This window comes from Limnohabitans sp. Rim47, assembly GCF_001517545.1.
Classification (GTDB): domain Bacteria; phylum Pseudomonadota; class Gammaproteobacteria; order Burkholderiales; family Burkholderiaceae_C; genus Limnohabitans_A.
Genome location: NZ_FBYA01000001.1, coordinates 941034 through 956017 on the forward strand (window position 1 = coordinate 941034; position 14984 = coordinate 956017).

9 protein-coding genes and 1 tRNA gene are annotated in these 14984 nt (G+C 58.2%); 5 read left to right on the top strand and 5 right to left on the bottom strand.

From position 1 onward, the window contains the following. Nucleotides 1-21: 21 nt before the first annotated feature. From BN3544_RS04350 to BN3544_RS04360, 3 genes are all read left to right on the top strand, one after another. Nucleotides 22-963, top strand: coding sequence for an alpha/beta fold hydrolase (locus BN3544_RS04350; RefSeq protein WP_019428959.1), 942 nt, complete (start codon nt 22-24; stop codon nt 961-963). A gap of 82 nt (nt 964-1045) precedes the next feature. Continuing rightward, entirely contained in the window at nt 1046-3247 is a 2202-nt protein-coding gene (locus BN3544_RS04355) for a RelA/SpoT family protein (RefSeq protein ID WP_019428960.1), read from the top strand. Between the two features lie 65 nt (nt 3248-3312). Continuing rightward, nucleotides 3313-3389 (top strand) — tRNA-Val (locus tag BN3544_RS04360). A gap of 152 nt (nt 3390-3541) precedes the next feature. On the opposite strand, the gene BN3544_RS04365 is transcribed toward BN3544_RS04360, so the two are convergent. From BN3544_RS04365 to BN3544_RS04385, 5 genes are all read right to left on the bottom strand, one after another. After that, on the bottom strand, nt 3542-3925 hold the full coding sequence (locus tag BN3544_RS04365; RefSeq protein WP_019428961.1) for a DUF2237 family protein: 384 nt from the start codon (nt 3923-3925) through the stop codon (nt 3542-3544). Nucleotides 3926-4014: 89 nt separating this feature from the next. Then, entirely contained in the window at nt 4015-6054 is a 2040-nt protein-coding gene (locus BN3544_RS04370; RefSeq protein WP_019428962.1) for a M3 family metallopeptidase, read from the bottom strand. Between the two features lie 256 nt (nt 6055-6310). After that, a complete protein-coding gene (gene folD, locus BN3544_RS04375; protein WP_019428963.1) occupies nt 6311-7162 on the bottom strand; it encodes a bifunctional methylenetetrahydrofolate dehydrogenase/methenyltetrahydrofolate cyclohydrolase FolD in 852 nt (283 codons plus the stop codon). A gap of 77 nt (nt 7163-7239) precedes the next feature. Then, complete coding sequence (locus BN3544_RS04380; protein ID WP_019428964.1) at nt 7240-7866, bottom strand: response regulator transcription factor; 627 nt, start codon at nt 7864-7866, stop codon at nt 7240-7242. Beyond that, complete coding sequence (locus BN3544_RS04385; RefSeq protein ID WP_026036469.1) at nt 7863-10394, bottom strand: PAS domain-containing sensor histidine kinase; 2532 nt, start codon at nt 10392-10394, stop codon at nt 7863-7865. The genes BN3544_RS04380 and BN3544_RS04385 overlap by 4 nt, the downstream gene beginning before the upstream one ends. A gap of 173 nt (nt 10395-10567) precedes the next feature. Here BN3544_RS04385 and aceE point away from each other — a divergent pair, with 173 nt between their 5' ends. After that, nucleotides 10568-13264, top strand: coding sequence for a pyruvate dehydrogenase (acetyl-transferring), homodimeric type (gene aceE, locus BN3544_RS04390; RefSeq protein WP_026036470.1), 2697 nt, complete (start codon nt 10568-10570; stop codon nt 13262-13264). Between the two features lie 15 nt (nt 13265-13279). Next, on the top strand, nt 13280-14941 hold the full coding sequence (gene aceF / locus BN3544_RS04395) for a dihydrolipoyllysine-residue acetyltransferase (protein ID WP_019428967.1): 1662 nt from the start codon (nt 13280-13282) through the stop codon (nt 14939-14941). Nucleotides 14942-14984: the final 43 nt, after the last annotated feature.

Genomic DNA, 14984 nt, shown 5'->3' on the forward strand with positions numbered 1-14984 from the left:
CCCAGATTGTTTCCGAATGTCATGAACTCCCAAACTGGTCAACCTTTGCTTGAATTTGTGTCCTGCCCCCACCCCGAGGGCCAACACCGCATGGCGTATTGGCGTTGGGGTGATGTCAATGCCCGCCATCTGGTGGTGTGTGCCCACGGTTTAACGCGACAAGGCCGTGACTTTGACCGGCTTGCGCAGGCACTGGTGTCGCAAAGCCCGCAAGCGCTGCAAATCATTTGTCCCGACGTGGTGGGACGTGGCCGCAGCGATTGGCTGAGCGATCCCGCCGCTTACCAAATTCCTCAATACGCCGCAGACATGCTGGCCATGTTGGGCCAGGTCAACGCCCAAATGATGGCCCAAACGGGTGATAACAAGCCGATTCAAACGCTGGACTGGGTCGGAACCAGCATGGGTGGCTTGATCGGCATGGTGTTGGCGGGTCAACCCGGCTTGCCTTTGCCTGCGCCCATTCGCCGCTTGGTCCTCAACGATGTGGGTCCGGCGATCACCTGGAGCTCCGTCCAGCGCATGCAGAGTTATGTCGGGCACTTTGGGCAATTTACAGACCTCGATGAGGCCGCTGCAGCCCTGTGGGCACTGTCTCAAGGCTTTGGCCCGGTGGCAGCCGATGTCTGGCGCGACATGTCAGCGCACATGACCCGACCCGGCACAGATGGTAAATTGACCTTGCATTACGACCCCGCCATTGGTGTCCCTGTTCGTGCCATGACGCCCGAAATCGCAGCCGCTGGTGAATCGGCACTGTGGGCTTTGTACGATCAAATTCAGGCGCAAACACTGCTTATTCGGGGTCAAGACTCGGACCTGCTGACGCCAGAAACCGCGACCATCATGACCCAACGCGGCCCCCATGCCCAATTGGACACTTGGCCTGGTTTTGGGCATGCACCCACCTTGACGGGTGATGACCAGATCGCGGTGGTGGCCAAGTTCTTGCTGGGCGTTTGACACCATGGTCAGTCCTTCATCCAGTCATTCTGCAAGCCCGATATCGGCCTCGGGCCGGTTGCATGCGCCTCACTCAACGTCTATGCATTTGCCGCCCGTGATGCTGGCCACCGCAGATGCGGCAGAGCAAGCTGAAACCCTGGCCAAAGCCCGCGCCTTTGCCGATCCTTTGATCGCCGGTGAAACACTGGACACCGGAGAAAACATCCTGGTCCATGCCGATGCTGTGGCCGCGATTCTGGCTGACATTGGGGGTTCGGTCGCCATGCAAGCAGCCAGTTATCTGGTCTATGCCTGCCCGCACCTGAACAAGCCTGAAGAGGTCATCGCCAAAGCCTTTGGTCCCAATCTGGCGCAATTGGCCATGCAAACCAACCAACTGGTGCATGTGCAGCGTCTGTCCCGGGCGGCAGAGTCGAAAACCCAGGGTGCCGACAACACGCCACTCAGCCCGCAGTTGCAAACCGAAAACGTGCGCAAGATGCTGCTGGCGTTCAGCCGCGATTTGCGCGTGGTCATGCTGCGCCTGGCCTCGCGGTTGCAAACCCTGCGCCATTTTGCGGCCACCAAATTGCCCGTGCCCTCTGCATTGGCCAGTGAGTCTTTGCAGGTGTTTGCCCCGCTGGCCAACCGCTTGGGCATCTGGCAGATCAAATGGGAAATGGAAGATTTGTCCTTCCGCTTTCTGGAGCCCGCCACTTACAAAGAAATTGCCCGGCTGCTGGATGAAAAACGCGCCGAGCGTGAACGCTACATGGTCGAATTGCGTCAACGCTTGCAACAAGCGCTGGCGAGCCAAGGCATCAAAGCGTCCGTCGAGGGGCGACCCAAACACATTTACAGCATCGTGCGCAAAATGCGCGGCAAGTCGCTGGCGTTTGACCGCGTGTTCGACATCCGGGCGCTGCGCGTGGTCGTACCCAGCGTGGCCGACTGCTACCAGGTGCTCAGTTGGGTTCACGAGCACTTTGCCCCCATTGCAGAAGAATTTGACGACTACATTGCCAAGCCCAAAGCCAACGGCTACCAGTCTTTGCACACCGTGGTGCGTGATGTTGATGGGGGCCCGATTGAGGTGCAAATCCGCACCCTGGCCATGCACGAACATGCAGAACATGGTGTCGCCGCGCATTGGGCTTACAAAGAAGCCGGTGCCAAAGGCTATGCAGGGATCTCGGCCAACAGTGAATACGACACCAAAATTGCCGTGCTGCGTCAGCTGTTGGCCTGGGAACGCGACCTGTCGGGAGCAGCGCAGCAAGGTAATGCACAAAGCAAGGGCTTGTTTGACGATCGCATTTACGTGCTGACGCCTGAAGCTGCGGTGGTCGAACTGCCACAAGGCGCGACCCCCATCGACTTCGCTTACACGGTGCATACCAATCTGGGGCACCGATGCCGTGGTGCCAAGGTCGATGGCGTCATGGTGCCGCTGAGCACCCCATTGGCCAATGGCCAGACCGTCGAGATCACGGCCATCAAAGAAGGCGGGCCATCTCGCGACTGGCTGAACCCCGAACTGGCTTATCTCGCCAGTCCGCGTGCACGGGCCAAGGTACGGGCTTGGTTCAACGCTCAAATCAGCGAAGAAACCATTTCCCGTGGCCGCGAAGCCGTAGAAAAATTGCTGCAACGCTTGGGGCGCACCGTCATCCGCCTGGAAGATTTGGCCAGCCAGCTGGGTTTCAAGTCGGCCGATGGCTTGTTCGAAGTGGTGGGCAAAGACGAATACTCGCTGCGCAACATCGAGGTCTTGCTCAACCCGCCAGAGCCGGCGCTGCAACCAGACGAATATTTTCAAAAGAAGTTCAAAGGTGCAGTGGCCCGCAAATCGCCATCGGGCGTGCTGGTGGTAGGGGTTGATTCACTGCTCACGCAACTCTCGCGCTGCTGCAAACCCGCGCCGCCCGATGCCATCAGCGGCTTTGTGACACGCGGGAAGGGTGTGAGCATCCATCGCCAGGACTGCAGCAATTTTCGTGAATTGGCCTCGCGGCATGGCGAACGGGTGATCGACGTGCGATGGGGGGAGCACAAAGGCGCTGATGCCTCGGTTTATCCGGTCGATGTGGCGGTGGAGGCGTTTGACCGTCAGGGCCTGCTGCGTGATATTTCCGAAGTCTTTGCTAAGGAAAAGATGAATGTGATCGGCGTGCAAACCCAGTCTGTCAAAGGTACGGCCTGGATGACCTTCACGGTAGAAATCAGCGATGCGGTTACTTTGAACAAAGTTTTAGGCAGCGTGAGGGGTGTCAAAGGGGTGAGGGCGGCACGAAGACGTTAAAACATGTCAAATTGAAATCCGCTTCCGAAAAGAGTGTTTTTTGCAGCTATAATTGGAAGCTCAACAGGCGCGTAGCTCAGTTGGTTAGAGCACCACCTTGACATGGTGGGGGTCGCTAGTTCGAATCTAGTCGCGCCTACCAAATTTGGTAGGGAAAACAAGCACTCGGCAGAAATGCCCGGTGCTTTTTTTTCGCCTGAGCGTCAGGAAGGCAACTGTACCAATGCGTTTTGTCATCGACTTGACTCTCGCTGCTGGCACCAGAACCACTCCCGGCCCGAACAGCTTGCGGGGTTAAGGTTGGCCGAAAGACGGGATCGCATGTGACTGCAGCTGCGCCAGTGTCACAAACAAAAGTGCCCGTTCATGTGTGCACTCCAGAACAACAGGCGGTGCAACGCCTGATTCCAGGGCTTCTTTCCAGCGCATGGCGCACAGGCACCAGCGGTCGCCTGCTTGCAAGCCAGAAAAGCGGTGTTCGGGTCGTGGCGTGACGAGGTCGTTGCCCCGAGCCAGTGAAAAATCCAAAAATTTTTGCGTGACTTTTGCGCACACCACATGGCTGCCCCGGTCATGGTCATCCGTGTTGCAGCAGCCGTCCCGGTAATACCCGGTTAACGGATCATAGGAGCAGGGCACCAGCGCAGCCCCCAGAACGTTCAGTGCGTTTTGGCTCATGGTTTCTTTTGACTTTTAGCGCGTTGAAGGCCTGGCCTGAGCCCTAAAAAGTCAGGGCGAGGCGCTGGGTTTAACGCTGGGGTTGAGGCTCAGGCAGCGACCATGCCCTGGTGGCGCAGCAAGGCGTCCAAGTTGGGCTCGCGGCCACGGAAAGCTTTGAACGATTCCAGTGCAGGTCGACTGCCACCGGCTTCCAGAATGGCTTTGCGGTATTGGCGGCCGGTTTCCACGCTGGGCGTGCCGTCGGCGGCAGCGGTTTCTTCAAACGCAGCATAGGCGTCCGCGCTCAGCACCTCGGCCCATTTGTAGCTGTAATAGCCAGCGGCGTAGCCACCCGCAAAAATATGGCTGAAGGTATGCACCATGCGGTTGAAGGCGGGTGGGCGGATCACTGCCACTTCGTCGCGCACCTGGTTCAGCAGCGGCATAAAGTCTTGCGCGGGATCGTGCTCGCCGTGCACCAGCATGTCGAACAGCGAAAACTCGATCTGGCGCAAGGTTTGCAAACCGCTCTGAAAATTCTTGGCAGCCAGCATCTTGTCAAACAAGGATCGCGGCAGAGGCTCACCCGTTTGCACATGCGAGGTCATGTGGCGAAGCACAGACCATTCCCAGCAAAAGTTTTCCATGAACTGGCTGGGCAACTCGACCGCATCCCACTCGACGCCGCTGATGCCCGAGACATCGCGCTCGTTCACTTGCGTGAGCATGTGGTGCAGGCCGTGGCCAAACTCATGGAAGAGGGTGATCACGTCGTCGTGCGTCAGCAAGGCGGGTTGGCCGTTGACCCCTTCGGCGAAGTTACACACCAAATGCGCCACAGGCGTTTGCAGCACGCCCGTGTCGGGGCGCTGCCAGCGGCCACGCACATCGTCCATCCAGGCTCCGCCGCGTTTGCCTGCGCGGGCCGGTGGGTCGAGGTAGAACTGGCCCACCAATTGGCCATCGCGCTCGATGCGATAAAACGCCACTGCCGGGTGCCAGACAGGAGCCTGGTCGGGGCGGATGTTCACCTCGAACAGGTTTTCGATGATCTTGAACAAGCCGGCCAGCACCTTGGGTGCCGTGAAGTATTGCTTGACCTCTTGCTCGCTGAAGCTGTAACGCGCCTCTTTGAACTTTTCAGACAGGTAAGGAATATCCCATGCGTTGAGCGCGGTGCTGAGGCCGAGGGCATTGGCAGCAAACTCGCGCAGATCGGCCAGGTCTTTTTCGGCAAAGGGGCGGGCTTTGACCGCCAGATCGCGCAAAAAGCCGGTGACTTTTTCGGGCGACTCGGCCATTTTGGGCACAACCGACACTTGTGCGTAGTTGTCAAAACCCAGCAGGCGGGCCTCTTCCTTGCGCAAGGTCAGAATCTCTTGCATCAAGGCGGTGTTGTCAAAGTGCTTGGCGTCTTCGGCGGCTTGGTCCGAGGCGCGGGTGACGTGGGCTTTGTAGAGCTGCTCACGCAGAGCGTTGCTTTCGGCAAACTGCATCACGGGCAGGTACACCGGCATCTTGAGCGATAAGCGATGGCCTTCTTTGCCTTCTTTTTGGGCAGCGTCGCGGGTGGCCTGCACCACATCAACCGGGACGCCTTTGAGCTGGTCTTCGTTCACGTACAGGGCAAATCTGTCGGTGGCGTCCAAAGTGTTTTCACTGAATTTTTGGGTGATTTCGGCCAAGCGCTCTTGAATGGCGGCATAGCGCTCTTTGTCAGCGCCTTGCAGTTCAGCGCCACCGAGCACAAATGCACGCAAAGCATTGGTTTGGGCCTGTTTTTGTTCAGCATTGAGGCTGGCAGGATCAATGGCTTTGTATTTCGCGTACAGGCGCTCATCGCTACCCAGTCGTGTCCAGAATTCCGTCACACGGGGCAGCGCTGCGTTGTAGGCGGCGCGCAGCTCTGGCGTGTCGGCCACGCTGTTGAGGTGGCTTACAGCACCCCAAGCCATGCCCAGACGCTCTGTGGCCACATCCAGCGTTTGCGCGATCGACTTCCAGACTGCCGGAAAGTCTTTGGCCGCCACGGTGTCCAAGGCTTTTTCAGCATCGGCCAGCAACACATCGAGGGCTGGGGCCACATGCTCAGGAGCAATTTGGTCAAACAGGGGCAGGCCAGTGGTGTCGAGCAAGGGGTTGGTCATGGTGTTCTCCAGAGACTGGGCAAATGGGGACGAAGGAGGATGAGGACATGGATCCCGGGTCAAGCCCGGGATGACAAGGTGGACTGGGTCTCACGCAGTGGATTTGGTCTTACACAGTGGCGCTGCTTTGACACAGTGAATCGCCTTTGACACAGTGAATCGCCTTTGACACAGTAAATTCGCCTTTGACACATTAAATTTGCTTTGACACATTCGGTCTGGTGTGACGCAGCGCCTGTCTTCGTCTCTTGTTGTATCAGTTAGGGGCGCGCTCGGCTGCTTCAAGGGTGTTGACCAACAACATCGTGATGGTCATCGGGCCCACGCCGCCGGGCACGGGCGTGATGTGGCTGGCGACGTCTTTGACGCCATCAAAGTCCACATCGCCGCAAAGCTTGCCTTCGTCGTTGCGGTTCATGCCCACGTCCAGCACCACGGCACCGGGTTTGACCATGTCGGCGGTCAGCACATTGCGTTTGCCCACCGCCGCCACGATCACGTCGGCTTGCAAAGTCATGGCTTTGAGGTCGGCGGTGCCACTGTGGCAAATGGTCACCGTGGCGTTCTTTTGCAAGAGCATCAGCGCCATGGGCTTGCCCACAATGTTGCTGCGGCCAATGACCACGGCGTGCTTGCCTTTCAGATCGTAGCCAATGCTTTCCAGCATTTTCATGCAGCCATAAGGCGTGCAGGGCCAAAAGCCGGGCATGCCGGTCATCAACGCACCCGCGCTGGCGATGTGAAAACCGTCCACATCTTTGGCCGGGCTGATGGCCTCGATCACCTTTTGTGCATCGATGTGCGCGGGCAGTGGCAGCTGCACCAGGATGCCGTGGATAGATGGGTCGTTGTTGAGGGCTTCCACGCGGGCCAGCAGGTCGGCTTCGGTCATGTCGGCTTCGTATTTTTCGAGCACCGAATGCAGGCCGCTGTCTTCGCAGGCCTTGACCTTGTTGCGCACATAGACCTGGCTGGCCGGGTTGTCACCCACCAACACCACGGCCAAGCCGGGCGTGACGCCTTTGGCCTTGAGTGCTTGGGCGCGGGCGGCCACTTCGGTGCGCAGTTGTTTGGACAGGGCATTGCCGTCGATGATTTGGGCGGTCATGTTAGAAAAACTCGAAAGGTCGGTAAAAAATGCAAAACGCCCGACGGGTGCGGGCGTTTCAGGTGCAGTGCGATCGGTCAGGCCTTGGGTGCGTTTTGCCCCAGGGCAATCTTGAGAAGGTCTGCCACGGTGTTGGCGTTCAGCTTTTCCATGATGTTGGCGCGGTGCGCTTCGACTGTTTTGATGCTGATGCCCAGATCGTCAGCGATCTGTTTGTTCAGACGGCCTGCAACGATGCGCTCCAGCACTTGGGCTTCGCGGCCTGTCAGCTTGGACAGCAACGCATCGCGGCTGGCGGCTTGCTGGTAGCCCGCAAAAGCGTCACGGGCTTCATCGAGCATGCGCTCGACCAGGCCCAGCAGCTCTTCTTCTTTGAAAGGCTTCTGGATGAAGTCCATCGCGCCTTTTTTCATGGTGTTCACCGCCATGGGCACATCGCCGTGCCCGGTGATGAACACAATGGGCAAAGGTGAGCGGCGCTCGATCAGGCGGTCTTGCAACTCCAGCCCAGTCATGCCACCCATGCGAATGTCTGCGATCAAACACGCTACTTCGCGGGGGTCGTAACGGCTGATGAAGGATTCTGCACTGTCAAAACAACGCACCCGATAGTCTTTGCCTTCGAGCAACCACTGCAGTGAATCGCGCACGGCCTCGTCGTCGTCAACGACGTAAACAGTGCCTTTTTTCGGAATCAAACTCATTCATTTACCCCAGTGGGTTGTTGTTTGGTCAAAGTGCTTTCGACCGGAATCCAGAAGGAGAACCGGCAACCGGTCACCTCGCCGGCATTGTAGAGGTTCTCGGCAGCGATCCTGCCCTGATGGGATTCGATGATGCTGCGGCACAAATTGAGGCCAATGCCCATGCCTTCGACCTTGGTCGAGAAAAAGGCCTCGTAGACCCGCTCGATGTCTTCGGGTGGCAGACCTTTGCCCGTGTCCGTGACTGAAAACTCCACCACCGACTGGTTGTCAATCTGTTTGGGCACGATGCGCAGTTCGACCTGCCGTTGTCCGGTAGGCCGATTGGCGTTATCGATGGATTCGGCTGCGTTTTTCATCAGATTGATCAACACCTGTTCGATCAAAATAGGGTCGACCATCAACTGAGGCAATCGAGCGGCTACATGGTGGGTCAGGCGCACATGGCGTCTGCGCATTTCAATTTCAGCCAGCTCCAACGACTCACTGACCATGGCCGACACGTCCGACAAGCTCCGATTGGGCTCGCTGCGCTTCACAAAGCTGCGGATGCGCAAAATGATCTGACCGGCGCGCTGCGCCTGGCGGGCTGTTTTGTCCAGCGCCCACAGCAGGTCTTCTTCTTTGACCTGCTGGGTCTTGATGCGCGAAATCATGCCGCTGCAGTAGTTGCTGATGGCCGTGAGCGGCTGGTTCAGTTCGTGAGCCACGCTCGACGCCATTTCGCCCATGGTGATCAGGCGGCTGGCGGTCTGGGCGCGTTCGGCTTGCTGGGCGGCCAGTTCTTCGGCTTGACGTCTGGGCGTGATGTCGCTGGCAATCACCATCTGGGCCAATCGGCCATCTGCCCAATTGATGTAGCGAGAGCGAACCTCTAGCCATTTGCCGAGTTCCGACACGAAGATTTCGGCATTTTCAGAACTGGCTACTGTCAGACTTTCAGTGGGCAGACCGACCATGTCATCGACATCGTCAGAACGCGCAGTGGCTTCGGTGGTGCCGGCTTTTTGAACCAAGTGAAGGTGGCCCACGGTGTTTTGCCCAAACCAGAGACGGTACAACTTGTTGGCAAAAAGCAGCTCTTCGCTGCCCAAGGGAGCCACTGACACCGAAGCGTCCAAGGCCTCCAGCACGATCGTGAATCGCTCATGCGAACTGGCCAACTGCTCCCGAATCCTGTTGGGCTCGGTGATGTCGGTCATCGACGTCATCCAGCCTGTTTGCTTGCCTGTCGCATCAATCAACGGGGACACGTACATGCGGGCATCAAACAACTGGCCGTTTTTGCGTTTCACACGCACCTGAAATCCGCCCGCTGAATGCTGCCCACTGATTTCTTCTTCCAACCGCTTAGTCAACAGTTCCCTGTCCTGGTCAGGCCAATAGGGAAAGGGGGCCACGGCACCCACCAAATCGGTCTCACTCCATCCTGTCATTTGGCAAAAGGCGGGGTTCACATAGGTGATGCGGCCACGCAGGTCCAAGGCTCGCATGCCCGTCAACATGGAGTTTTCCATGGCGCGGCGGAAATTGGTTTCGGCCACCAGGGCCTTTTGGGCTTGTATCCGGCGCCGAGTGTGTCGCCAGTTGCCAATCAGCATCCAGGCGGTCATTACGCTCAAGACACCGACCAACCAAAACAGGCCGCCGCCCACCAGGCCTTGCGAGGTGCGCCAGGCTTGCGCACGCAAGATCAAGTCGTTGCCGACGGGCGAGACCGGTACCTCGTAATCGTTGTTGGGTTTGTCGCTGCCGGGCAGCAAGCTCCAAAGCGCAATGCGCCCGGGTATGGTTTGGCCAGCCAGCAGATGGCCTTTGCTGTCTTGCAATGCCACCGCGTACTTGGCCAAGACCTCGGTGGGAATGCCATAGCGCAGCAGGCCTTCCATGGTGTATTCAGCCAGAATCACGCCACTGAAACGACCTTGGTCATTGCTCAAAGGCGAGTGCAGTTGCAGCACGGCTGTTTGCGCGTCTTTGTCTGCGTCGACATCGATTTGGCCGTAAATGGGTTGCATCAAATCCCGGGCCAAGCTGAAATGGCTTTCTGTTTCACCCACTTTGAGCACGCTACCCGCACGCAAATATTGACTTGGCGAAACGCTGGACACCGTTTGGTTGGCAACGATGCGCCTTCGGTCGTCGATCCAGCTCAAGGACATCATTTCGGGGTATTGCTGAACCAGTGCTTCGGCCCGAGACAAAAACTGATCAGGCCGAATTTCTTTGTTGGACACATCGCGGGCCAGTCGCATGACCTGCTCTTGCCGTTCCAGTAAGCGCAAACGCAGGCGTTGCTGGGCGTACTCGACATCTCGTTTGATGGCTTCTTGCTCCCGCTCAATTTCCTCCACCCGCAAATACCAAAACGCGCTGGCGATGGCGGCCAAAAAAAGCACCACGGCAGCGACGGGGGCCAGATTGGCAAACCGATCTTGTCTGTTGGGTGACTGTCGATGCCACCAAGTTCGCCACCACGCCCATGGCCCGACTTGCTTCACGACGGATGTTGCTTTGTTCAATTCCATGAATAGGAGTTTAGGTGACAACCCTTGCGTAATTCCCCGGATGGGCTTCTGCAAATCGAGTCAAATGACGATGATATTTCACTATGCAAAAACAATAAGCACGATTTGAAATTTGAGAAAAAATATGTGAAAATTCGGGCATCATTTCCAAACAACAGCAACAGGAGACAAGCATGACAGCGGCAACACCTCAACAGCCGGGGCGGGATCTGGACAGTCAAGAGACCCGTGAATGGATGGACGCACTGTCCGCCGTGATCGAAAAAGAGGGCGGCGAACGCGCACACTTTTTGATTGAGCAACTGCTCGAACACGCCCGCGAAAACAGCATCGATATGCCGTTTTCGGCCACCACAGGCTACGTCAACACGATCGAACCCAACCAAGAAGCCCGTTGCCCCGGCAACATCGAGATCGAAGAGCGCCTGCGCGCTTACATGCGCTGGAACGCCATGGCCATGGTCGTCAAGGCCAACCGCCACAACCCCGAAGACGGCGGCGACTTGGGTGGCCACATCGGCTCCTTCGCGTCACTGGCCCACATGTTCGGTGCCGGTTTCAACCATTTCTGGCACGCCGAGAGCGAAAACCACGGCGGTGACTGTCTCTATATTCAAGGCCACGTGTCGCCCGGCGTGTATGCCCGTGCCTACTTGGAAGGCCGCTTGACCGAAGAGCAGCTGCTCAACTTCCGCCAAGAAGTCGATGGCAAAGGCCTGTCGAGCTATCCCCATCCCAAACTCATGCCCGAGTTTTGGCAGTTCCCCACCGTGTCGATGGGCCTTGGCCCCTTGATGGCCATCTATCAAGCGCGCTTTTTGAAGTATTTGCACGCCCGTGGCATTGCCAACACCGAAAACCGCAAAGTCTGGGTGTTCTGCGGCGATGGCGAGATGGACGAAGTCGAATCGCTGGGCGCGATCGGCCTGGCCGCACGCGAGAAACTGGACAACCTGATTTTTGTCGTCAACTGCAACTTGCAACGCTTGGACGGCCCCGTTCGCGGCAACGGCAAAATCGTGCAAGAACTCGAAGGCGAATTCCGCGGTTCCGGCTGGAATGTCATCAAGCTTTTGTGGGGCAGCGAATGGGACAGCTTGCTGGCCCGCGACAAAGACGGCGCTTTGCGCAAGCTGATGATGGACACGCTGGACGGCGACTACCAGGCTTTCAAAGCCAATGACGGCGCGTATGTGCGCAAGCATTTCTTTGGCCGCGACCCGCGCACGCTCGAAATGGTCGCCCATCTGTCTGACGACGACATCTGGAACCTCAAACGCGGTGGTCACGACCCACAGAAAGTCTATGCCGCTTACCACGAGGCTGTGAACACCAAAGACCAACCCACGGTGCTGCTGATCAAGACCGTCAAGGGTTATGGCATGGGCAAAGCGGGCGAGGGCAAAAACACCGTCCACCAGACCAAAAAGCTGACCGACGAAGACATCAAGTACATGCGCGATCGCTTCAACTTGCCGATCCCCGACAGCGAGTTGTCCAAGATCCCGTTTTACAAGCCGGCCGACGACACACCCGAAATGCGTTACCTGCACGAGCGCCGCAAAGCCCTGGGTGGCTACCTGCCCAAGCGCCGCGTCAAGGCCGAAGAAAGCTTCACCGTGCCGTCTTTGGAAACTTTCAAAGCCGTGATGGAGCCCACCGCCGAAGGCCGTGAAATCTCCACCACCCAAGCCTATGTGCGCTTCCTCACGCAGCTGCTGCGCGACCAAGCTTTGGGACCCCGCGTGGTGCCGATTTTGGTGGACGAAGCCCGCACTTTTGGCATGGAAGGCCTGTTCCGCCAAATCGGTATTTACAACCCGGCAGGCCAGCAATACACCCCGGTCGACAAAGACCAGGTCATGTACTACAAGGAAGACAAAGCCGGTCAAATCCTGCAAGAAGGCATCAACGAAGCCGGCGGCATGTCCAGCTGGATCGCGGCGGCCACCAGCTACAGCACCAGCAACCGCATCATGGTGCCGTTCTACGTGTACTACTCGATGTTCGGCTTCCAGCGCATTGGCGACCTGGCCTGGGCTGCGGGTGACATGCAAGCTCGTGGCTTCTTGTTGGGCGGCACATCGGGCCGTACCACGCTCAACGGCGAAGGCTTGCAGCACGAAGACGGTCACAGCCACATCATGGCCAACACCATCCCCAACTGCGTGTCGTATGACCCCACCTTCGCCCACGAAGTTGGCGTCATCCTGCACCACGGCTTGAAGCGCATGGTTGAGAAGCAAGACAACGTTTTCTATTACCTGACCTTGCTGAACGAAAACTACGCGATGCCCGGACTCACGCCCGGCACCGAAGAGCAGATCATCAAAGGCATGTATTTGTGCAAGCCCGGAGCCGCTGGAGAAAAGCGCGTGCAATTGCTGGGTTCGGGCACCATCCTGCGCGAATCGCTTGCCGCGCAAACCCTGCTGGCCACCGACTGGGGCATCCAGGCCGATGTGTGGAGCTGCCCCAGCTTCAACGAACTGACCCGCGACGGTCAGGACGCCGAGCGCTTCAACCTGCTGCACCCTCTGGAAACACCGCGCGTGTCCTTCGTGGGCCAACAGCTGGCCAAGCACAACGGTCCCGTGGTCGCATCGACCGATTACATGAAAGCCTATGCGGAGCAGATCCGTCCGTTCATTCCAAAGGGCCGCACTTACAAAGTGCTGGGCACCGACGGTTTTGGCCGCTCAGACTTCCGCAGCAAACTGCGCGAGCACTTCGAGATCAACCGCCACTACATCGTGATCGCCGCCCTCAAGGCACTGAGCGAAGACGGCGCAGTGCCCGTCGCGCAAGTGGCTGAGGCGATCAAGAAGTACGGCATCAACACCGACAAGATCAACCCGCTGTACGCATAAATCCGGGAGACACACATGGCATTGGTAGAAGTACAAGTCCCGGACATCGGGGATTTCGATGAAGTGACCGTCATTGAGTTGATGGTCAAAGTGGGCGACACCGTGAAAGCCGAGCAATCGCTGATCACGGTCGAGTCCGACAAAGCCTCGATGGAAATCCCATCGAGCACAGCAGGCGTCGTCAAGGAAATGCGCGTCGCTTTGGGCAACAAGGTCAAACAAGGCTCGATCGTGTTGGTGGTGGAGGCCGCTGGTGCTACTGCGGCCCCTGCCGCAGTGGCCGCAGCCCCTGTTGCTGCGCCAGCCCCTGTGGCGGCTGCAGTCGCAACTTTTTCCGCACCTTTGGCCGCACCTTCTGCATCGGGCCCCGTGCAAGTGCATGTGCCTGACATTGGCGACTTCAAAGACGTGATCGTGATCGAAGTCATGGTCAAGCCCGGCGAGAACATCAAGGTGGAGCAATCGCTGATCACGGTTGAGTCTGACAAAGCCTCGATGGAAATCCCTTCGTCACACGCGGGCGTGCTCAAAGAGCTGAAAGTCAAAGTGGGCGACAAGGTCAACATCGGCGACCTGTTGGCGGTGCTGGAAGGCACCGCATCGGCAGCCGCGCCTGTGCTGGCGGCGGCTGTGGCCGCACCTGTGGCCGTGGCTTCGGCCCCGGCTGCTGCGCAAACCCCAGTGGCCGCTGCTGCCGCTGCAGTGGCCGCGCCAGCCCATGCCCCAGGCGCTTCGACATTGGGCTTGCCCCACGCTTCGCCTTCGGTGCGCAAATTTGCCCGTGAACTGGGTGTGCCGCTCGAGGAAGTTAAAGGCAACGGTCTCAAAGGCCGCATCACCGTGGACGACGTGCAAGCCTTCACCAAGGCCATCATGTCGGGTGCAACGCAAACCAAAGCGCAAGCGGCCAAAGCTCCTGCGGCTTCGGGTGGTGACGGTGCAGGCTTGGGTCTGATCCCTTGGCCGAAGGTCGACTTCGCCAAGTTCGGCCCCATTGAGCGCAAAGAAATGGGCCGCATCAAGAAAATCAGCGGTGCCAATTTGCTGCGCAACGCCATCATGATTCCGGCCGTCACCAACCACGACGATGCCGACATCACCGACCTCGAAGCCTTCCGCGTCTCGACCAACAAAGAGAACGAAAAATCGGGCGTCAAAGTCACCATGCTGGCGTTCTTGATCAAGGCTTGCGTGGCCGCGCTCAAGAAATACCCCGAGTTCAACAGCTCGTTGGATGGCGATGCGCTGGTCTACAAAAACTACTGGCACATCGGCTTTGCCGCTGACACGCCCAATGGTTTGATGGTGCCGGTCATCCGCGATTGCGACAAAAAAGGCGTGCTGCAAATCAGCCAGGAAATGGGCGAATTGGCTAAGAAAGCGCGTGACGGCAAACTAGGCCCCGCCGAAATGACGGGCGCCACCTTCACCATTTCCAGCCTCGGCGGTATTGGTGGCAAGTACTTCACGCCCATCATCAACGCGCCCGAAGTGGCCATCCTCGGTGTGTGCAAGAGCACCATGGAGCCCGTCTGGGACGGCAAGCAGTTTGTGCCTCGCCTGATGCTGCCCTTGTCTCTGACATGGGACCACCGCGTCATCGACGGCGCTGCCGCCGCACGCTTCAACGCGTTCCTCGGTCAAATCCTCAGCGACTTCCGTCGCGTATTACTCTAAACCTTGGGGGCGGACAAAAGCGAAGCTTTGCTCGGCCCCCAAC